This is a genomic window from Micromonospora sp. NPDC049359, assembly GCF_044466585.1.
GTDB lineage: Bacteria > Actinomycetota > Actinomycetes > Mycobacteriales > Micromonosporaceae > Micromonospora.
This window is the reverse complement of the sequence record NZ_JBITMW010000009.1, coordinates 211,308-230,914: the sequence shown is the minus strand read 5'-3', so window position 1 is coordinate 230,914 and position 19,607 is coordinate 211,308. Positions and strand designations below refer to the sequence as shown.

At 71.0% G+C, this 19,607-nt stretch carries 18 protein-coding genes; 10 read left to right on the top strand and 8 right to left on the bottom strand.

The annotated features are described in order from the left end of the window. Positions 1 to 3: 3 nt before the first annotated feature. From proC to ACIBTX_RS21735, 4 genes are all read left to right on the top strand, one after another. On the top strand, positions 4 to 822 hold the full coding sequence (gene proC / locus ACIBTX_RS21750; protein ID WP_357126817.1) for a pyrroline-5-carboxylate reductase: 819 nt from the start codon (positions 4 to 6) through the stop codon (positions 820 to 822). A gap of 762 nt (positions 823 to 1,584) precedes the next feature. After that, complete coding sequence (locus tag ACIBTX_RS21745) at positions 1,585 to 2,844, top strand: magnesium transporter MgtE N-terminal domain-containing protein (protein WP_396832905.1); 1,260 nt, start codon at positions 1,585 to 1,587, stop codon at positions 2,842 to 2,844. Positions 2,845 to 2,897: 53 nt separating this feature from the next. Then, complete coding sequence (locus ACIBTX_RS21740) at positions 2,898 to 3,317, top strand: hypothetical protein (protein WP_357170674.1); 420 nt, start codon at positions 2,898 to 2,900, stop codon at positions 3,315 to 3,317. Between the two features lie 305 nt (positions 3,318 to 3,622). Further along, positions 3,623 to 3,973, top strand: coding sequence for a DUF2203 domain-containing protein (locus ACIBTX_RS21735; protein ID WP_357126827.1), 351 nt, complete (start codon positions 3,623 to 3,625; stop codon positions 3,971 to 3,973). 72 nt (positions 3,974 to 4,045) lie between these two features. Here the strand turns inward: ACIBTX_RS21735 and ACIBTX_RS21730 are convergent, their stop codons facing one another. From ACIBTX_RS21730 to ACIBTX_RS21715, 4 genes are all read right to left on the bottom strand, one after another. Then, positions 4,046 to 4,681: a class F sortase gene (locus ACIBTX_RS21730; RefSeq protein WP_396832904.1), complete on the bottom strand. Its 636-nt coding sequence runs from the start codon at positions 4,679 to 4,681 to the stop codon at positions 4,046 to 4,048. Then, the gene (locus ACIBTX_RS21725; protein ID WP_357126833.1) at positions 4,678 to 5,532 is read right to left on the bottom strand and encodes a DUF4397 domain-containing protein; all 855 of its coding nucleotides are present in this window, start codon (positions 5,530 to 5,532) and stop codon (positions 4,678 to 4,680) included. The genes ACIBTX_RS21730 and ACIBTX_RS21725 overlap by 4 nt, the downstream gene beginning before the upstream one ends. A gap of 277 nt (positions 5,533 to 5,809) precedes the next feature. After that, entirely contained in the window at positions 5,810 to 6,475 is a 666-nt protein-coding gene (locus tag ACIBTX_RS21720) for a methyltransferase domain-containing protein (RefSeq protein ID WP_357126836.1), read from the bottom strand. A 78-nt stretch (positions 6,476 to 6,553) separates the two neighbouring features. Continuing rightward, positions 6,554 to 6,778 carry a GntR family transcriptional regulator gene (locus tag ACIBTX_RS21715; RefSeq protein WP_357126839.1) on the bottom strand — a complete coding sequence of 75 codons (225 nt, stop codon included), beginning with the start codon at positions 6,776 to 6,778 and terminating at the stop codon, positions 6,554 to 6,556. A gap of 536 nt (positions 6,779 to 7,314) precedes the next feature. Here ACIBTX_RS21715 and ACIBTX_RS21710 point away from each other — a divergent pair. Continuing rightward, on the top strand, positions 7,315 to 8,916 hold the full coding sequence (locus tag ACIBTX_RS21710; protein WP_357126842.1) for a glycosyltransferase 87 family protein: 1,602 nt from the start codon (positions 7,315 to 7,317) through the stop codon (positions 8,914 to 8,916). A gap of 25 nt (positions 8,917 to 8,941) precedes the next feature. Here the strand turns inward: ACIBTX_RS21710 and ACIBTX_RS21705 are convergent, their stop codons facing one another. Beyond that, complete coding sequence (locus tag ACIBTX_RS21705) at positions 8,942 to 9,616, bottom strand: NADPH-dependent F420 reductase (RefSeq protein ID WP_396832903.1); 675 nt, start codon at positions 9,614 to 9,616, stop codon at positions 8,942 to 8,944. A gap of 426 nt (positions 9,617 to 10,042) precedes the next feature. After that, positions 10,043 to 10,525, bottom strand: coding sequence for a glutathione peroxidase (locus tag ACIBTX_RS21700; RefSeq protein WP_396832902.1), 483 nt, complete (start codon positions 10,523 to 10,525; stop codon positions 10,043 to 10,045). A 167-nt stretch (positions 10,526 to 10,692) separates the two neighbouring features. Between ACIBTX_RS21700 and ACIBTX_RS21695 the strand changes: the two genes are divergently transcribed. The 5 genes from ACIBTX_RS21695 to ACIBTX_RS21675 all read left to right on the top strand — a co-directional run bounded on the left by ACIBTX_RS21695 (position 10,693) and on the right by ACIBTX_RS21675 (position 16,640). After that, positions 10,693 to 12,330 carry a glycosyl hydrolase family 18 protein gene (locus tag ACIBTX_RS21695; protein WP_357126850.1) on the top strand — a complete coding sequence of 546 codons (1,638 nt, stop codon included), beginning with the start codon at positions 10,693 to 10,695 and terminating at the stop codon, positions 12,328 to 12,330. Positions 12,331 to 12,511: 181 nt separating this feature from the next. Continuing rightward, positions 12,512 to 13,018: a hypothetical protein gene (locus tag ACIBTX_RS21690; RefSeq protein ID WP_357126853.1), complete on the top strand. Its 507-nt coding sequence runs from the start codon at positions 12,512 to 12,514 to the stop codon at positions 13,016 to 13,018. An 87-nt stretch (positions 13,019 to 13,105) separates the two neighbouring features. Continuing rightward, positions 13,106 to 14,512, top strand: coding sequence for a class II 3-deoxy-7-phosphoheptulonate synthase (locus tag ACIBTX_RS21685; protein ID WP_355049430.1), 1,407 nt, complete (start codon positions 13,106 to 13,108; stop codon positions 14,510 to 14,512). A 113-nt stretch (positions 14,513 to 14,625) separates the two neighbouring features. Continuing rightward, entirely contained in the window at positions 14,626 to 15,663 is a 1,038-nt protein-coding gene (locus ACIBTX_RS21680) for a threonine aldolase family protein (protein ID WP_396832901.1), read from the top strand. A 110-nt stretch (positions 15,664 to 15,773) separates the two neighbouring features. Further along, on the top strand, positions 15,774 to 16,640 hold the full coding sequence (locus tag ACIBTX_RS21675) for an alpha/beta hydrolase family esterase (RefSeq protein WP_396832900.1): 867 nt from the start codon (positions 15,774 to 15,776) through the stop codon (positions 16,638 to 16,640). A 29-nt stretch (positions 16,641 to 16,669) separates the two neighbouring features. Here the strand turns inward: ACIBTX_RS21675 and ACIBTX_RS21670 are convergent, their stop codons facing one another. Further along, positions 16,670 to 17,545: a deoxyribonuclease IV gene (locus tag ACIBTX_RS21670; RefSeq protein ID WP_396832899.1), complete on the bottom strand. Its 876-nt coding sequence runs from the start codon at positions 17,543 to 17,545 to the stop codon at positions 16,670 to 16,672. After that, positions 17,545 to 19,533, bottom strand: a complete 1,989-nt coding sequence (gene pknB, locus ACIBTX_RS21665) for a Stk1 family PASTA domain-containing Ser/Thr kinase (RefSeq protein WP_357126866.1) — start codon at positions 19,531 to 19,533, stop codon at positions 17,545 to 17,547. The genes ACIBTX_RS21670 and pknB overlap by 1 nt, the downstream gene beginning before the upstream one ends. Positions 19,534 to 19,607: the final 74 nt, after the last annotated feature.

The following is a 19,607-nucleotide window of genomic DNA, read 5'->3' as shown; positions in this document are numbered from 1 at the left end:
GTGGTGAGCGGGCACACGGTTGCGGTGATCGGCGCGGGCAAGATCGGCGAGCTGATGCTCTCCGGGCTGCTGCGCTCCGGATGGCCGGTGGAGCGGCTGCTCGCCACGGCGCGCCGACCGGACCGCGCGCAGGAGCTGTCCGACCGCTACGGCGTCCGGGTGGTGGACAACCTCACCGCGGTGGAAGAGGCCGACGTGCTCGCCGTCTCGGTCAAGCCCCAGGACGCCGCAGCGCTGCTGGACGAGATCGGCCCGAAGGTGCCCGCCGACAAGCTGGTCATCTCGCTCTGCGCCGGGCTGCCCACCAGCTTCTTCAACCGTCGGCTGCCCGACGGCACCCCCGTGGTCCGGGTCATGACCAACACGCCGGCGCTGGTCGACCAGGCGATGACGGCCATCTCCGCCGGCGCGTACGCCACCGGGGCGCATCTGAGCCTCGCCGAGGAGATGTTCAAGCCTCTGGGTCAGACCATCCGGGTGCCCGAGTCGCAGCAGGACGCGGTCACCGCGCTCTCCGGCTCCGGACCGGCCTACTTCTACCTGCTGGTGGAAGCCATGATCGACGCCGGGATCCTGCTCGGTCTGCCGCGCCAGGTGGCGCACGAGCTGATCGTGCAGACCGCCATCGGGTCCGCCGTGATGCTGCGCGACTCCGGCGAGCACCCGGTCAAGCTGCGTGAGGCGGTCACCTCGCCCGCCGGCACCACCATCTCGGCGATCCGTGAGCTGGAGAAGCACGGGGTCCGCGCGGCGCTGCTCGCCGCGCTGGAGGCGGCCCGGGACCGCGCCCGCGAGCTGGCCGCCCAGTCGGAGCGTAGCTGAGCTTCCGTTCACTCCATGCCCGACGAAATGGCTCTTGCGCTCGGGCAGGATTTCTCGGAGTGACGAAGTTGACCCCCAAGTCCTGACGCGCCCCGTCCGTGTCTCACTAGCCGACCCGCCGACGCGAGTGTTGGACGGTCCACTGGGCGCTGCGCACTCGATCCGCTGCGGTATACGCCATTTCCGTCAGCCAGCCTGGCGGATTTGCCATGAGAGGTCCGGGCGGGTCGAGGATCCACCCTTCTGAGCCGAGCTCGTCGAACGTGGCAAGTCCAGAACCCTGCATGACGCGGTCTCCCAAACGGGTTTGGAAAACGCAGACAGGATCTATCCTCTCCCCGCCGAAAAACTGCGGATAAACCGTGAGCAGCTTGCCGTACTCCCATCGCTCCATCTGGGCAGTTTCGCCATCACCGACTGCCCTGCGGGGCCAAGTGTCGCGTCACCGACAGACATGAGCGACTCACACGTGTGGGCAAGCAGGCAAAATGATGGATCGACCTTCTGTGAAGGCCGAACCTCAGTCGACCTCAAGAGAAGCCGGCCACGGAGGCGGCATTGTGTCTCCGAGAATGGCTTCGATGGCGGCGTTGAATCTGAATCTTCCAGCTAATGGAGACCTCAGTGACGAGCGAAGAGCAGGCAAATCAAGTTGGGGATGGGCTGCTGCTGCCCCGCCCAGGGCTTGACGGCGGGTCGCCGGCGGTACCCGGCCAGCCACTAGCGGACGACGTCGGTCTCAGGTCTGGCGGCCCTGTCCATATGAGCGTCGAAGCCAGCGGCTCTGCCCAGGTGGTGCAAGCTTTCCGTGATGCCTACGTCACCTTCGGCAAGGATCGGACCGAGGCGCAGGCGCTGATGGGAATGCCGGCGCAGGCGGCAGCAGAGGCGCTCTTGGCCATGGACGACGCCGAGGCGGCAGCGATCGTCGCCGAGATGGATGAGTCGGCGGCAGTGCGTCGCCTTGAGTTGCTGCCCGCCGCCCGGGCCGCCCGTCTGCTGGTGTCGATGGACGAGCGGCTCTCCGCTAGGCGGCTTTCCAAATTGTCCGTCGACCACGGAGCGTCTGTGCTCGCCTGCATCCCCGCCACGCACGTCGGCGGCATGCTCGCCGAGATCCCCCAGTCCCACCTGGCGATGCTGGTCACGGCGATGCCGTTGCGGCTGGCGGCGGCTCAGTTCACCGCCTTACCGGCGGCTAACTCCTCTGCCGTGTTGGCGATTCTGCCCGTGTCACGGGCCGCAGATCTGTTGCTGGCCGTGCCCGGTGAGACCGCAGCCGCAATGCTGACTGCGCTTCCGGCACACCACGCAGCCCAGATCCTGGAGTCCGTGGGCGACGTCGGTGCACTCGTTGGCCTGACGGCAATTGTGCCGAACAGCATGCTCGTCGCTGTCCTCGGCCGACTTCGCCCTGATCGCGCAGTCGCCATCTTTTCCGTGCTGCCGGACTCCACGGTGCGTTCGTTGCTGGCCGCTCTGCCGGGTCGGCGCTGCGCTGAACTCCTGGCGCCGTTGCCGATTCAGCGAGTGATGTCGCTCCTGAGCGAGGCGCAAGTTATCGAGGTGGCACCGCTATCACCGGTGGCACGCGCTGTGGAGATGGTGACCCGGCTGCCAAAGAGTTCGCTGATTCAGGCGACCGCGGTGTTGTCGGGCGAGACCGCCGCTGGGGTGCTGGCAGACCTTCCGGCCGCGACAGTCTCGCGGGCCCTCGACGCCATGTCCGACGAAATGGTGATCGAGACTGTGACCCATCTGCCCATCACCCTCGTCTGTGATGTGTTGGGCAGCCTGCCGGTGGATCTTCTCGGCACCGCTGTTGGTCGGATGCCGATCCGGAAAGCATCGCGGGTCCTGTCGCGGATCTCGCTTGACCTTGCGGCGGTCGTGGCGGAGGCGATGCCGGCCCGCCAGGCCGCCGACGCTCTTGAAGTGATGCAACCTTACGGCAGGTCGGCTGAGGTGATGCGCCGGATGACAGCCGAGAGCCGTCGGGGCGTCCGAGCTTGCATGCGCTGAAGCGCAATGATCTGGACGCGGCCTCAGCGGACGTACATGATCGGGGAGAGTGAATGGACGAGCAGTTGTTCGAATTGGCAACAACTGCGGGTAACGCCGTAGTCACCCTGCTGGCGACCGACGCGTGGCAGACGGCAAAGTCGGCCATGGTGTCGCTCTGGGGTGTTGCTCACCCACAGCGGGTCGAGGTGATCTCCGGTGAGCTCGACGATGCGCGCGCCGCGCTCCTGGCGGGCCGACGGTCAGATGGTCCGACTGTCGAGGAAGAGTTGGCCGGAGAGTGGAGGGGGCGTCTGCGACGGTTGCTCGCCGCTGATCCTGGTTTGGCGGACGAGCTCAAGCGGCTCCTGGACGAGCAGCTTGTGCCGGCAGCGCGCAACGCCGGAGTGGCCACGGTAAACCAGCGAGCCCGCGCAGAGGGTAATGCCCGCATATACATGTCGGGACGGGATCTGAGCGTTAACGAACGCTGAAGGCTGGTTGCCCGGAGGGCTCTTTGACTCCCGTCGATCAACCCGACGAGCGAATCATCGGTACGCCAAGGGACTGTACGCCTCCGGCTGCCAGTCGCCCACGATTCCATGCGGATGCCCACTTTTCCCACCGTCGCCATGATCGGGTCCGGGCCGAACAGGCTGACTTGCGCAGTGCGTAGGACGGACATCGGCCGGCGTGATCTCTGGGACGTGATCATGGTCGATCGGTCGGCGATACGCCGTCCAACTGATGGTCGAACCACGGGCAGCTCGACGGGGCCGCCGTGGCGCATACTGGCGGCGTGTTCACTCTCGCCCAGGCCCGGCACCTGGTGGCCACCCTGCAGCCGCGTGTCGACGAGCTGATCCGTGTCCGCGCCGACCTGGCCGAGCTGCGCGTCGACCTGGCCGACCACGGCGTCAGCGCGCTCGGCGGGCTGGCCGAGGTCAAGGGGCTGGAGGCCCGGCTGCACGGCATCGTCGACGAGCTGCACCAGCACGAGATCCAGGTCAAGGGCATCGCGCCGGTGCTGCTCGACTTCCCGGGCGAGCGCGAGGGCCGCGCCGTGCTCTGGTGCTGGCTGGAGGGCGACTCGGACGTGCGGTGGTACCACCGCGCCGAGTGCGGCTTCGCCGGCCGTCGCCCGCTCTGACCGGGCCGTCGTCCGCTCCGAGCTGGCCGTTGCCCGCTCTGACCCGGCCGTCGTCCGCTTTGACCGGGCTGGTCACCCGTCGAGGACCGCGAACACCACCACGTTGTCCCGGTAGTGCCCACGCCGCCGGTCGAAGTCGCCCCCGCAGGTGACGAGGCGCAGCTCGGGCCCGGGTGTCGGACCGTAGACCGTGGCCGTCGGGAACTGGTCCTTGCGGGTGCGCAGCGACCCGGTCACCCGGAACGACAGCCACTGCCCGTCGCGCCACACCTGAACGCGGTCGCCGGAGCGCAGCTCGTCGAGCCGGGCGAAGACCGCCGGGCCGCGGCGCGAGTCCAGGTGCCCGGCGAGCACGGCCGGACCGGTGTCGCCGGGGGCGGGGCCGCCCCCGTACCAGCCGGCCGTGTCGAAGTCGGCCGGCGGGACGAGCGCGCCGGCGCGGTCCAGGCCCAGCACCGTGAGCGCCGAGTCGACGCCGATGCGCGGCACCCGTACCCGGGTGGGTGGACCCTGTGGTCGCGGCGACGCGGCCACCGACGGGCAGCCGTCGGCGCAGCCGGGGTGCCAGGTCGCGACCGGCGGCGGCCCGGTCGTCGCGAGCCCGACGCCGCTGCCGGCGGCCAGGCAGACCGCCGCGCCGGCCGCGACCAGCGCGGCCAGCGGCGCCCGACGGTCGCGGTGCCGTCGGATGGCGGGCCCGATGCTCACCAGGTGGTGCGCCGCCGCCGACGCCAGAGCAGCAGGCTCGCCACCACGGCCGCCGCGGCCACCGCGCCGGCCATCAGGGGGTACGCCCCGAGCCCGCGCCCGGCCGTGCCACCCGCGCCGGTCTCCACTCCACCCGCCGGTACGACGGTGCCGCCCTCGGCGTCCTGACGCAGTTCGGCGCTGAGCCCACCCTGCTTGTCGTCGAGGACCAGCAGCGAGTAGACCGCGCCGCCGGCGAGCCGTACCTCGGTGTCGGTGCTCGGACCGCCCGCGCCGGTCAGCCGCAGCTTCCAGGTGCCCGGCTCGACCTGTTGGTAGTCGGTGGTGGTGGCGAACTGCACGCCGTCGGCGATCCTCGGGCCGTCGGGGTCGGCCACGTCGAGGACGGGCGTGCGCACCGACGCCTGCACGACGCGCACCTTGGCCCGGCCCTGCGTGGGAGCGCTCAGGTCGTCGGTGAGCACCCGCAGCCCCAGGTCGGCGTGCCGCCCGACACCGGCCACCGTGTACGCGCCGCCACTTTGCACCGCGACCTCGGTGGTGAGCACCGGCGGCTCGCTGGCGGGCGTGCCGGCCTCGCGCATCGCCACCGCGTACCGGCCCGGAGGCAACTGGAGATAGTCGGAGACCACGCCGTAGCCGACGCCGGGAAAGACCCTCGGCTTCGCGGCGTCGGGGGCGGCGAGGTAGACGTCCACCGCCGGTGTGTCGGGGGAGAGGTGGGCCAGTCGGACGTACCCGACGCTGGCCGCGCCGGCCGACGCCGGGATCGCGGCAGCGAGGGAGGTGCCGAGCAGGAGCGCGCCGGCACCGGCCAGCAGCCGGCGGGACGCGGTACGAAGCGTGTGCATGTCGCCTCCGAGGCACGTTCGGTGAGCGGGCGGCAACCCACCGACAGAGTCCCGTGCGTGAGACTCGCGCGCAAGTTGTACACGCGATGTTTCTCCCCGCCGCGTCGTCGGCTGCGGCCCGTGCCGGATGCTGCCCGTGCTGCGGGCCGTGCTGTGGGCCGCAAGATCGTGCTCGATCCAGGATGTAGTGGCCCCGGCGTCGGGAGGATGCCACTGGATCCATGATCGAGCGCGATCTTGCCGCTCGGCGAGGGGTCTGCGAGCGAGGCGGGTGCTGCTAGCGCACCGCTAGGAAGCCGAACAGGTCCGGTACGCCGCCGGGACCCGACTCCGCGAATCGAACCGGTCGGAGGCCGGCGGACAGGGTCGCGTTGAGGAGATCGGCGAGCGGAACGTGCCACGCCCCGACCCGCGCCCGGACGCCGCTGGTGTTCCAACTGTCGAAGCTGCGGGCCCGATCCGCGTAGCGCTCGTCCACCACGACGGCCGGGTGCCCACCCCGGTCGGCGAACGCGCCCACGAAGCAGGGGTGCACACCCACGTGCACGAACCGTCCGCCCGGCCGCAGCACGCGCGCGACCTCGCGCAGCACGAGCGAGTAGTCGGGCACATCGGTGCTGGCCAGGACGCACATCGCCGCCGGCAGCGACGCGTCGGCGATCGGCAGTGCGGTTGCGTCGCCCCGGGCTGCCGGCAACCTGTCGCGCGCGTGCCGCAACTGCCCACCGGACAGGTCCACACCCAGTGGCGTCCAACCCAGGGCGGCGGGCACGGACGCGTGCGCGCCGGTGCCACAGCAGATGTCGAGGCAGGGTCCGTCGCCCGGGCCGAGCAGGTCCGCCACGCTGGCGTGCACCCGCTGGCGATAGTCACGGCCGCCGGAGATGAAGTCCTCGTACCACTCCGCGTGAGTGTCGTACGCCGGTGTGCTCGTCGCTCCCATCCGCCGATGCTATGGACGAGGGTCTGCCGCGCGGCCCCAGATCTTCCGAGGGCAGAAGCGGCCGAGCTTCGCGGCAGGCTACTCCGATTCGGCGACGAAAACGCCCTGTCCCTGTTGGCCGTAGACCAGGTTCCGCTGGTGCAGTTCGCGCACGGCTCGGTAGGCGGTCGACCGTGCCACGTTGTAGATCTCGCCGAGGTCCGAGACCGACGGCAGTTGATGGCCGGGCGGGTACTCCCCGGACTTGATTCTGCGCGCGATGTCGTCGGCGACGCGGAGGTAGTGCGGTGGCCTGGTAGGCATGATCGGCTCTCCTGGACTTCAGCGCAGATCATGGTTCCAGTCGGGACCGGGGCAGGACAAGTGACGACGCGACTCGACTGAACACAGTGAGAACTTGACTACACTGAGACAGTGGATACAGTGAGACAGCGGTCGGATGCTTCTGGACTTCAGCACCCCGAGGTTTTCGATCCACCCACCCTGGAGGGCGCGACGCATGGCCTCCGCCCTCCAGGGTGTGCAGCTCGTGACCTTGGAAAGGTGCGGACGATGGCGATCGACGAGCCGGTGTCCAGGGCGACCGAACTCTTTATGGCAAAGCGGGTCCTCGACGCTCACTGGGGCCGAGGGCCAGATCGACCCTGGCAGCCGGGCGGCTGCCTGGAGTGTCAGGGCATCACGATTGTCCGCAGTTGGATTGGGCTCTCGAGATCGTGGCGGACGTTGCGTCTGTGCTCTTTCAGAAGTAGTGCCTTCGCCCGCCGATCGGGTCCGTGCTCGTCAGCGTCTGGGTCGGCGGGGTCGTCGCTCGTCTCGCGTCCGCCTATTCTCGGGCGATGCGGGATCGACGCGTGGCGTTGGTGTGGGCGGCGTTCGTCGTCGTCGCGACGGTGTCCTGTGTGCTCGTGTCGACCCGCGATGACCGACTCTCCGACCTGCACATCTACTACGGCGCACTGTCCGATCTGCACGCCGGCCGGCCGTTGTACGAGTACCGCGCCACCAACGGCGGGCCGTTCACCTACCCGCCGTTCGCCGCTCTCGTGCTGGGGCCGATCACTCTCGTGGGTGAGGGCGTACTCCAGGGGATCTGGCTGGTCGCGACGTGCGCGGCGGTCGTCGCCGTCGCCGCGATGGTCGGTGTCGCGCTGAGCGCCGATCGGTCCCGCCGCCCGTTGGTCGTCGCGGTGGCCGCCACGGTTTTGATGCTCTCGGCGCCGGTGCAGAGCAACCTGCGGTTCGGGCAGGTCAGCATCTTCGTCGTGCTGTTGGCGCTGCTGGACGGCATGGGCGTCGTTCCGCCACGGCTGCGGGGAGTGCTCGTCGGGGTGGCGGCGGCGATCAAGCTGACGCCGCTGCTGTTCGTCGTCTACTTCCTCGCCACCGGGCGCTACCGCGACGCCGGGCGTGCCGCGGCGACCTTCGTGGCATGCGCCGGGCTGGCGGCGCTCGTGCTGCCCGGCGAGAGTTGGATCTACTGGACCGAGGCCGTCCGGCAGACCTCACGGATCGGCAACCTGGCCTCGCTGGGCAACCAGTCGGTGCACGGGATGCTGTTACGCCTCGGGGTAGACGAGGCGACCCTGCCCGTGCTGTGGGCCGCTCTGGTCGCGGTGATCTGCGGGGTGGCGCTCCTTCGCGCCCGCCAGTTGGCGGCGGGGGCCCGCCCTGGCCACGCCGCCGTGCTCGTGGGCTGCGCCACGGTGGCCGCGTCCCCGGTGTCCTGGACCCACCACCAGGTGTGGCCGGTGCTCGCCGCGATGCTGCTGGTCGGCGCGTCCGGCATCACCCAGCGGGTGGCCGGCGCGGCGCTGCTCGCCGCCATGGTCGTCTCGCTGGGGGCGGTTCTCGGACCGGTGTCGGCGCGTCCGGGCGTGCAGTTCCTGTTCGAGAACGCCCGCACCGTCGGCACGTGCCTGCTGTGCCTGGCCGGCTTCGGCGGTGTCGCGGTCGCCGCCGCCCGGGGCAGCCGTCGCCCCGCCGCACGGCGGGCCTGGCTGCGGGTGGGCGTCACGACCGGCGTGGCTCTCGCCTTCTTCGCCGTACAACCGCTGCCCGCCGGGGCGGACCCGACATTCAAGGCGTACGCCCTCGACGACGTGGCCAACCCGCGATACTTCTTCGTCTGCCGGGGTCCGGCCGAGTGTGCGGCCTACGCCACCGACGCGCCGGTCACGTTCGGCACCCGGGCGGAGAAGACCAAGGTACGGGTCAACGGCGTGGTCTCCCCTCGGGTGGCCCGACTGGAGTACTACTCCGCCCCGGGCGGCGCACCCCGCAGCATCCCCCTACTGGCGGCCTACCCCGGTACCCGGACGTTCTCGTTCCGGTCGGCCAGCATGGCGCAGGGTCGGCTGGTGGCGTACGACGTCGACGGTCAGCCGGTCGCCAGTTACGACGACGAACTGGCCGTCGCCCTCCGGAGGGCCACCCGGTAGGCGGTCACCGGAGGGCGACGGGTGCTCAGCGGGTGGCGGCGGCCAAGGCCGTGCGCAGCTTCTCGGCGTCGCCCGGCGCCGGGTGCTCCCAGTCGGTGGGGGTGGCGGAGTAGAGCGTGCCGTACGCCGGGGTGTCCGGCTGGTAGCGCCAGCCCTCCGCGAGCGGGCCGACGTCGACCGCGTCGTACCCGATCCGGTCGAGGAAGGCCGTGACCTCGGCCTTCGCGGCAGCGTCGTCGCCGGCGATGGCGAGAGCGCTGCGGTCGGCGGCCCCGGACGGCCGGGCGAGCGCGGCCAGGCCCGTGAAGTAGATGTTGTTGAAGACCTTGACCACCCGCGACTCCGGCAGGTGCCGCTGCAGGAGTTCGCTGCTGGTGGTCTCGCCCGAGTCCAGCTCAGGGAAGTTCCCGTCCCGCTGCGGGTAATAGTTGTTGGTGTCGATGACGACCTTGCCGGCCAGTGGCTGGACGGGCACCGCCCGGTACGCCTTGAGCGGCACCGTGACCACCACCAGGTCGGCGACCTGCGCCGCGTCCTGCGACGTGCCGGCGCTGGCCCGCTCGCCCAGCTCGTCGACCAGATCGGTGAGCGTCTCCGGCCCGCGCGAGTTGCTCAGCACCACGTCGTAGCCGGCGGCCACGGCCAGCCGGGCCACGGTGCCGCCGATGTTGCCACTGCCGATCAGTCCCACAGTTGTCATGTTTCTTCCCAACTCCGTCCACCCACGACGCATTCCGGCCGATGCGCGGAGTTATCCCGGTTACGGCACAACGTACTGCGGACGGTCGTCGCCCGATCGGCTCCCACCCACGTACCACCCTCCGGTGGCCGCGCTGCCTCGGTAGCCGCGCTGCCCCGTGGCCGCGCCGCCTCGGTGGCCGCGCTGCCCCGGGTGGCCGCGCTGCCCCGGGTGGCCGCGCTGCCCCGGGTGGCCGCGCTGCCCCGGGTGGCCGCGCTGCCCCGGTGATCAAGAGATTCGCGTCACCGATCGGCCGATTCCTGACGCGAACCTCTTGATCACCGGGGCCGGAGCCGGGCGGGACCCGGGCGGGAGCCGGGCGGGACCGGGCGGGATCCGGGTGGGACCCGGGCGGGACCCGGGCGGGACCCGGGTGGGAGCAAGCCCTTAGGCGGGGAGGATCTTTTCGATGGGGGTGCGGAGGTCGTCGGGCTCGACCGTCGGGGCGAAGCGGCCGGCGACCGTGCCGTCCGGTGCCACCAGGAACTTCTCGAAGTTCCAGCGGACGTCCCCGCTGTGCCCGTCGGCGTCCGGGGTGTCCACCAGCGCCGCGTAGAGCGGGTGCCGGTCGGGCCCGTTGACGTCGACCTTCTCGGTGAGCGGGAACGTCACGCCGTAGTTGACCTGGCAGAAGTCGCTGATCTCGGCGGCGCTGCCCGGCTCCTGCCCGGCGAACTGGTTGCACGGCACGCCCAGCACGACGAGGCCGCGCTCGGCGTACGTGTCGGCGAGGCGCTGGAGGTCGGCGTACTGCGGGGTGAGGCCGCAGCGGGAGGCGACGTTGACGACCAGCAGCGCCTTTCCGCGGTAGCGGGCGAGGTCCGCGGGGCCGCCGTTGAGGGCGCCGATCTGGATGTCGAAGACGGTCATGGCCCGAGGCTACGCGCCGGGTGTGGGGTTGCCCGGGTAGGGCGTGGCCGGCCCGTTCCGCGCACCAGGGGAAATCGAAACATGGACATCTTGACGGAGCGATGACGGTGTGAGTACCGTCTCACCATCTCTTTTGGAAAGTTTCCTAACAGTGCGGGAGACGCCTCATGAAAAGATCGCTCCGCCGGGCCCTCTGGGCCGGCGCCGTGGTCGCCGTGACCGTCGCGGCGGTGCCGATGACGACCGCGTTCGGCGCCGGCACGGTCACCACCACGTTCGCCAAGGCGCAGGACTGGGGGACCGGTCACGAGACGAAGGTGACCGTGACCAACGGCACCAGCGCCACGGTCGCCACCTGGCGCATCGAGTTCGACCTGCCGTCGGGCACCACAATCAGCAGCGCGTGGGACGCCGACGTCACCAGCAGCGGCAACCACTACGTCGCGGTCAAGAAGAGCTGGGCCGGCGGGCTCGCGCCCGGCGCCTCGTTCAGCTGGGGCTACAACGGCACCGGCGCGTACAAGGCGCCACTGAACTGCACCGTCAACGGCGCTCCCTGCGGCGGCGGCACCCCGACGACCCCGCCGACCACGACCGCGCCGCCGACCACGGCACCCCCGACCACCGCGCCGCCGACCACGGCGCCGCCGACCACCGCGCCGCCGACCACCACCCCGCCGCCCAACACGGGCGGTAAGAAGGTCGTCGGCTACTTCGCCGAGTGGGGCGTCTACGGGCGCAACTACCACGTCAAGAACATCCAGACCAGCGGCTCGGCCGCCAAGCTGACCCACATCCTGTACGCCTTCGGCAACACCACCGGCGGTCGCTGCACCATCGGCGACCCGTACGCCGACTATGACAAGGCGTACACGGCGGCGGAGAGCGTGGACGGCGTCGCCGACACCTGGGACCAGCCGCTGCGTGGCAGCTTCAACCAGCTGCGCAAGCTCAAGGCGCTCAACCCGCACCTCAAGGTGATCTGGTCGTTCGGTGGCTGGACGTGGTCCGGCGGCTTCACCCAGGCCGCGCAGAACCCGGCCGCGTTCGCCGAGAGCTGCTACAACCTGGTCGAGGACCCGCGCTGGGCGGACGTGTTCGACGGCATCGACGTGGACTGGGAGTACCCCAACGCCTGCGGTCTGAGCTGTGACACCAGCGGTCCGAACGCGTTCAAGAACGTGATCGGCGCGCTGCGGTCGAAGTTTGGGTCCAACGCCCTGGTCACGGCCGCCATCACCGCGGACGGCAGCAACGGCGGCAAGATCGACGCCACCGACTACGCCGGCGCGATCGGCAACCTCAACTGGCTCATGCCGATGACGTACGACTACTTCGGCGCGTTCAACGCCCAGGGCCCCACCGCCCCGCACTCGCCGCTGACGTCGTACACCGGGATCCCGCAGCAGGGCTTCAACTCCGACGCGGCCATCCAGAAGCTCAAGAGCAAGGGCGTCCCGTCCAACAAGCTGCTGCTCGGCATCGGCTTCTATGGCCGGGGCTGGACGGGCGTCACCCAGGCCGCGCCGGGCGGCAGCGCCACCGGTGCCGCGCCGGGCACCTACGAGGCGGGCATCGAGGACTACAAGGTCCTCAAGAACACCTGCCCGGCTACCGGCACGATCGCCGGCACCGCGTACGCCAAGTGCGGCAGCAACTGGTGGAGCTACGACACCCCGTCGACCATCAACGGCAAGATGACGTACGCGAAGAACCAGGGCCTCGGTGGCGCGTTCTTCTGGGAACTCTCCGGCGACACCAGCAACGGTGAGCTCATCGGCGCCATCAAGGGCGGTCTCGGCTGAGCCGAGGGCCGACGCACCACCCACACGGCGGGAAGGGGCCCGCACCGCCCCTTCCCGCCCGTGCCGTAGCGGCCCGGTCGACGCCACGCGTCGGCCGGGCCGCCGGCCTTGGGCGGGTCGGGTCCGATATGGCAGACTCGCGGCTCGGCAGGTCCCGATTTCCCGTTCGACGGAGGTGGTCATGCGCGCGACCCACCGTGGGCTGGCGATGACCGCCGCCGCGTTCGTGCTGCTCCCGGCCGCCCTTGCCGGCTGCGGGAGCGGCGGCGACGACGCCGACAAGCAGACCGCCGCGCCCCAGCGGGCGCCCGCCGAGGAGGCCGCCAACCGGTCCCGCGAGCGCGTGCAGGCGTACCTCGACGCGATGACCGCCAAGGACGTCGCCGCCGGCCGCAGCCAGCTCTGCGCGGTGTTGCAGGCCGGGTTCGACGCCGCGGCCACGGGTCCCAACGGCGACTTCGCCGACCACTTCAAGGTGCCCCAGGCGACCATCACCGACGTCCGGTCCGGTCAGCGCGGCCAGGAGGTCAGCGTCTCGGTCTCGGTCACCGCCGGCAAGAGCAAGGTCACCCGCCCGCTGGTGTTCACCGTCACGCGGGACGGCGGCGACTGGTGCATCGCGAGTGAGGCGCCGGGCGGCAACCCGGCCACCAGCCCTTCACCCGCGTCTCCCTCACCCGCGTCCTGACCGAGGTGGGTGGGATCGACCTCCCACTTGCCGGAACCGTCACCCTCGCCGCCCGGTCACACGCACGGTCGCCGTACGCTTTCTCTCATGCGCCATGAGTGGCATCAGCTGAGCCATCCCGCGGTGGGTAGCCCGGGCCTGCAGACCAGCCGTCCGACCGTCGACTCCGCCGAGGACGCCGCCCTCGGCCTGGACCGCTGGCGGGAGCTGCCCCGCGAGCAGGTCCCACCGTGGTCCGACCCGGCCGCCGTCGCCGAGGTCTGCAAGGTGCTCGACACCGTGCCGTCGGTCGTCGCGCCCTACGAGGTGGACCAGCTCCGGCAGAAGCTGGCGCTGGTCTGCGAGGGCAAGGCGTTCCTGCTCCAGGGCGGTGACTGCGCCGAGACCTTCGCCGACAACACCGAGAGCCACCTGCTGGCCAACGCCCGCACCCTGTTGCAGATGGCGATCGTACTCACCTACGGCGCGTCGCTGCCGGTGGTCAAGGTCGCCCGGGTCGCCGGCCAGTACACCAAGCCCCGCTCACTTCCGACCGACGCGCGGGGTCTGCCCGCGTACCGCGGCGACATGATCAACTCGCTGGAGGCCGATCCGGCCGCCCGCGTGGCCGACCCGCAGCGCATGATCCGGGCGTACGCCAACTCGGCCGCCGCGATGAACATGCTGCGGGCGTACCTAGCCGGTGGGCTCGCCGACCTGCACGCCGTGCACGACTGGAACAAGGGCTTCGTCCGGACCTCCCCGGCGGGGGAGCGCTACGAGGCGATCGCCCGGGAGATCGACCGGGCGTTGGCCTTCATCCGGGCCTGCGGGATGACCGACGACGAAGCGCTGCGGACCGTCACCCTCTACTGCTCCCACGAGGCCCTGGCCCTGGAGTACGACCGGGCGCTCACCCGGGTCTCCGACCGCCGGGCGTACGGGCTGTCCGGGCACTTCCTCTGGGTCGGCGAACGCACCCGGCAGATCACCGGCGCGCACATCGACTTCATCTCCCGGATCGCCAACCCGATCGGCGTCAAGCTCGGCCCGACGACCTCACCGGACGAGGCGATCGAGCTGTGCGAGAAGCTCAACCCGGACAATGTCCCCGGCCGGCTCACGCTGATCAGCCGGATGGGCAACCACCGGGTCCGCGACGCCCTGCCGCCGATCGTGTCCAAGGTCACCGCCTCCGGCGCCAAGGTGGTCTGGCAGTGCGACCCGATGCACGGCAACACCCACGAGTCGTCCAACGGCTACAAGACCCGGCACTTCGACCGGATCGTCGACGAGGTGCTCGGCTACTTCGAGGTGCACCGGAGCCTGGACACCCACCCCGGTGGCATCCACGTGGAGTTGACCGGTGAGGACGTCACCGAGTGCCTCGGCGGCGCGCAGGGCATCGAGGACCTCGACCTGCCCGACCGGTACGAGACCGCCTGCGACCCGCGGCTGAACACCCAGCAGTCGCTGGAGCTGGCCTTCCTCGTGGCGGAGATGCTCCGAGGCTGAGGCCGCGAGCCCCGCGGTCGGCAGCCGAAAGGCCGGCTCCGAGGCTGTCGCTCTCTGTCGAACAGGAATGACCGTGGCCAGGTGTGCGCGACCCGCGACCGGCCGCCGAAAGGATGACTGTGGCTGAGCTTGTTGACCTGCGTTCCGACACGGTGACCCGGCCGACCGCCGGGATGCGCGAGGCGATGGCCGCCGCCGAGGTCGGTGACGACGTCTACGGCGAGGACCCCACCGTCAACGCGCTGGAGGCCGAGGTCGCCGCGCTGTTCGGCCACGAGGCGGCGCTGTTCGCGCCGAGCGGGACGATGGCCAACCAGATCGCCCTGCAACTGCTCGTGCCGCCCGGCGAGGAGTTGTTGTGCGACGCGGACGCGCACGTCGTCACGTACGAGATCGGGGCCGCCGCCGCGTACGGCGGAATCTCCTCGCGGACCTGGCCGACCGTCGGCGCGGACATCGACCCGGAGGTGGTCGCCCGGATGATCCGTCCGGACGGCTTCTTCGCCGTGCCCACCCGTGCGATCGCCGTCGAGCAGACCCACAACCGGGGTGGCGGCGGAGTGATCCCGCTGGACACCCTGCGAGAGCTGCGCGGCGTCGCCGACGACGCGGGGGTGGCGCTGCACTGCGACGGCGCCCGGATCTGGCACGCGCACGTCGCCGACGGGGTGTCGCTGAGCGAGTACGGCGGGCTGTTCGACACGCTGTCCGTCTGCCTCTCCAAGGGGCTCGGCGCGCCGGTCGGCTCGCTGGTGGTGGGCAGCGCGGAGAGGATCGCTCAGGCCCGGATGATCCGCAAGCGGATGGGTGGCGGCATGCGTCAGGCCGGCATCCTCGCCGCCGCCGGCCGGTACGCGCTCGCGCACCACGTCGACCGGCTCGCCGAGGACCACGCGAGGGCGGCCCGGCTCGCCGAGGCGGTCGCGCCGTTCGGGGTGCTTGCCACCACGGTCCGCACCAACCTCGTTCCGCTGGACCTGACCAAGCACGCGCTGGACGCCCGCGCCCTGGCCGCCGCCGCGCGCCAGGAGGGCGTACTGATCTCGGTGCTCGGCCCCCGGACCGCTCGCCTGGTCACCCACCTGGGCCTGGACGACGAGGGCCTGGACCGCGCGCTGCGGGCCCTACCCCGCATCCTGGCAGCAGCCTGAGGCCGTGATCGAGAGGTCCGGAGTCTCACCGACCGTCACGAGCGTAACGGATAACTAATCCGCTTATGCTACGTTGGAGCGGATGACCCATCCACTTCAGGGGGCTCCGCATGCGCGACAGCATCACGGTGAACGGCACCCGGCGGACGTACGAGATCATCGGGTCCGCGGACGGCAACCCCGGACGCAGTCTCGTGCTCGTCTTCCACGGATCGAAACAGACCGGGGCCAAGCACCGGAAGTTCATCGGCCGGGCCTACGACGCGCTCGCCGAGACCGGCGCGGCGGTGGTGATCTACCTCGACGGCCACAAGGGCAACTGGAACGACGCCCGGCGGGAGAGCTCCTTCCCGGCCCGCGCCGACAACAGCGACGACGTCGGTTTTGTTCGGGCGCTGATCGAGAAGGTGGCCCTCAGCCACGACATCGACCCGGCGCGGGTGTACGCGATCGGCTACTCCAACGGCGGCCAGATGGTGATCCGCCTGGCCCACGAAACTCCGGTGCTGATCGCCGGTGCGGCGGTGATCGCCGCGACCATGCCGGCACCCGAGAACTTCCTGCTCGGCGACGCGTCACCCGCGCCCATGCCGGTCCTGCTGATCAACGGCACGAAGGACCGGATCGTCCCGTACGCCGGTGGTGCGTACAGCTGGTGGGCGCGCTTGGCCTTCAAGGTCGGCGGCCGCAACCTGTCCGCGCCCGAGTCCGCAGCCTATTTCGCCGCCCATAACGGCATCACCGCACAACCCACCAGCACGAAACTGCCGGCCGCGAACGCCGCGACCTCGATCGAACGCACCGAGTACCGGCAGCCCGGGCACCCGTCGGTGGCCCTCTACACCGTGCGCGGTGGCGGACACACCATCCCAGGGCCGGCCAAAGCGCCTGCCGTGCTGGGCAGGACCAACCAGGACGTGCAGACGGCCCGGCTCATCGACGAGTTCTTCGCCATCACCACACCGGCGCACGGCTGATGGCGACCGGCCGTACCCGTGGGTGAACCTCAGGAAGGATGACGGGCCAGGCGGCTGAGGATGGCGATGTCGGCCGCGTGGCCCAGCTGCTTCTCGCTCGGGGTCTCCACCACCACGGGGACGCCGACGGTGGCCGGATGGGCCATCAGCTCGGCGAACGCCGGCTCGCCGATGGTGCCCTTGCCGATGTTCTCGTGCCGGTCCCGGGTGGAACCGCACAGATCCTTGGAATCGTTGGCGTGCACCAGCCGCAGCCGGTCGGCTCCCACGGTGGCCACCAGCGTGTCGAGGGTCGCGGTCATACCGCCCTCGGCGGCCAGATCGTGCCCCGCCGCCCAGGCGTGGCAGGTGTCGAAGCAGACGCCGAGCATCGGATGCCGGTCCACCGCGTCGAGGTAGGGCCCGAGGTGCTCAACCCGCGAGGCGAGGGAACGGCCGCCACCGGCGCTCGGCTCGACCAGCAGCATCGGTCCGCCGGCCTCGGCCGTCCAGTCGAGCAGGGGCAGCAGCTCCCGACGGACCTGCCGCATCGCCTCCTCGGCGTACCCCTCGTCGACCGCGCTGCCGGCATGGAACACCACCGCCCGCGCGCCGATGGCCACGCCCCGGCGTAGCGCGTGCGCCAGTGTCAGCGCCGACTTCTCGACGGTTGCCGGGGTGGGTGAGCCGAGGTTGACCAGCAGCGAGGCGTGGATGAACGCCGGGATGCCCCGCTCGGCGCAGCCGTCGCGGAACAGCGCGTCCTGCGCCGGGTCACCCGGTGGCAGCGCCCAGCCCCGCGAGTTCGAGACGTACACCTGCACGGCCGCGGCGCCGGTCGCGTCCAGGTACGGCAGAGCCGCCCTGGCCAGCCCGCCGGAGGTCGGGGTGTGCGCGCCCACCGGCCGCGCCGAGATCGACGTCATCAGAAGCACGTGATGACGACCGGGGTGCCCGGAGGCACCTGCGAATTCTCCCCGGGTGCCTGGATGCGGGCCACGGCGTTCGGGTTGACGGCGACCGTCACCGGGAAGCCCTGGCTCTCCAGCACCTGCTTGGCCTGCTGGCAGGGCAGGTCGATCACCCGGGGCACCACGACCAGCGGCGGACCCTTGCTGATCTCCAGCTTGACCTCGGTGCCCTTTTCCACGCCCCCACCGTCGGCCGGGCTCTGCCCGAGGATCTCGTCCTTGGGCTTGTCGGAGTCCTTGAAACTCTCCACGGGGACCAGGCCGAGCTGGCCCAGTTTGGTGCGCGCCTCGGTCAGGCTCTTGCCCACCAGGTTCGGCACCGTCACCGGCGCCCGGCCACGGCTCAGGATCAGCGTGATCTTCGTGCCCGGCTTGACCTCGGCGCCCACCTTCGGATTGCTGTCCAGGACGACGCCGGCCGGCAGGGTGTCGTCATAGCGGGCGGTGCCCTTGGCGACCACCAGCTGGGCGTTGACCAGATCCGCCTCGGCCAGCTCGTACTCCTTGCCGATCACGTCCGGCACGGGGAAGCGCTCCGGGCCCAGCGAGAGGGTCAGGGTGATCGTGCCGCCCTTGACGATCTTGCTCGACGACGCCGGGCTCTGCCCCAGCACGCTGTCCTTCGGGGCCTTCTCGTCGAAGCGGGGCTCCCCGTACGCCAGGGTCAGGCCCGCGCGCTCGGCCTGGGCCTGTGCCTCGGCCTTGTTCAGGCTGACCAGTTGCGGGGCGGACGTGTAGCGGCCGACGCCGAACCACCAGCCACCCAGCGCGGCCACCAGGCCCAGCGCCACGACCACGGCCGCGAACGCCAGGCGACCCTGGGACGTGCCCAGGATCCTGGTGCGCAGCTCAGTGAACCGCGCGGCCAGACCCTCGGCGGGCTCCGGGGCGGCCCGCCGACGACCCGGGCCCGGCGCGCCGCCCTCGGGCAGCCGCGCCCAGGTCGGCCGTTGCGCCGGGCGGATCGCGGCGACCATCATCGTCGGCTGGGAGGCCGGCGGCTCGTCGGTGATCCGCCGCAGGACGGCGGTGCTGGTGCTGTTGACGTTGCCCAACTGGTCCCGGGCCACCTGGACCTCGGCCAGCAGCGCGCCGGCGTCGGCGGGCCGGGCGGACGGGTCACGCCGGGTGGCGCGCTGCACCAGGGTGTCGAGGGCCGGCGGCAGGCCGGGCACCAGCGTCGAGGGCGCCGGCACGTCCCGGTCGACGTGCTGCCAGGCGACGTCCACGGGACGGCCCCCGTCGTACGGCACCCGACCGGTGAGCATCTCGAACAGCACGATGCCGGCGGAGTAGACGTCGGTACGCGGATCGGCCCGACCCTCGGTGACCAGCTCCGGGGCGACGTACGCCACGGTGGCCATCAGTTGGTTGCCCTGCTCGTCGTCGGCGCTGGCCTCGACCGCGCGGGCGAGCCCGAAGTCGGCCACCTTGACGACGCTGTCCACCAGGTTGGCGACACCGCCGGTGGGCGCTTCGGCGACCAGGACGTTCTCGGGCTTGACGTCGCGGTGCACGAGGCCGGCCCGGTGCGCGGCGGCGATCGCGGCGAGCATCTGCTCGGCGATGGCCAGCGCCTCGTCCGGGTTGAGTCGGCGTCGTTCGGCCAGCACGTCGCGCAGCGTGCGGCCACGCACGTACTCCATCACCAGGTACGGCAGGCCGGCGTGGGTGCCCTGGTCGTAGACCGCGACCACGTTCGGGTGGGTCAGCCGGGCGATGGTCTTGGCCTCGTCGGTGAACCGGGCCACGAAGTTGGCGACCCGGGCCCGCGCCTCGGGCGCCTGGGTCGGGTGAATGATCTTGACTGCGACGGTGCGCTCGAGGCGCTCGTCGGTGGCGGTGTACACGGTCGCCATGCCACCACGGGCCACGCGACCGCGAATGCGGTAGCGCCCGTCGATCAGCGAGCCCAGCAACGTGTCGGCGACCTGTGTGTCCATCGGCAGGGAGTCTATGTGTCCAGGGGGTGAGAGTTGAACAGGATGCTACAGCCCGGAGACGCACCTGGTCCGTC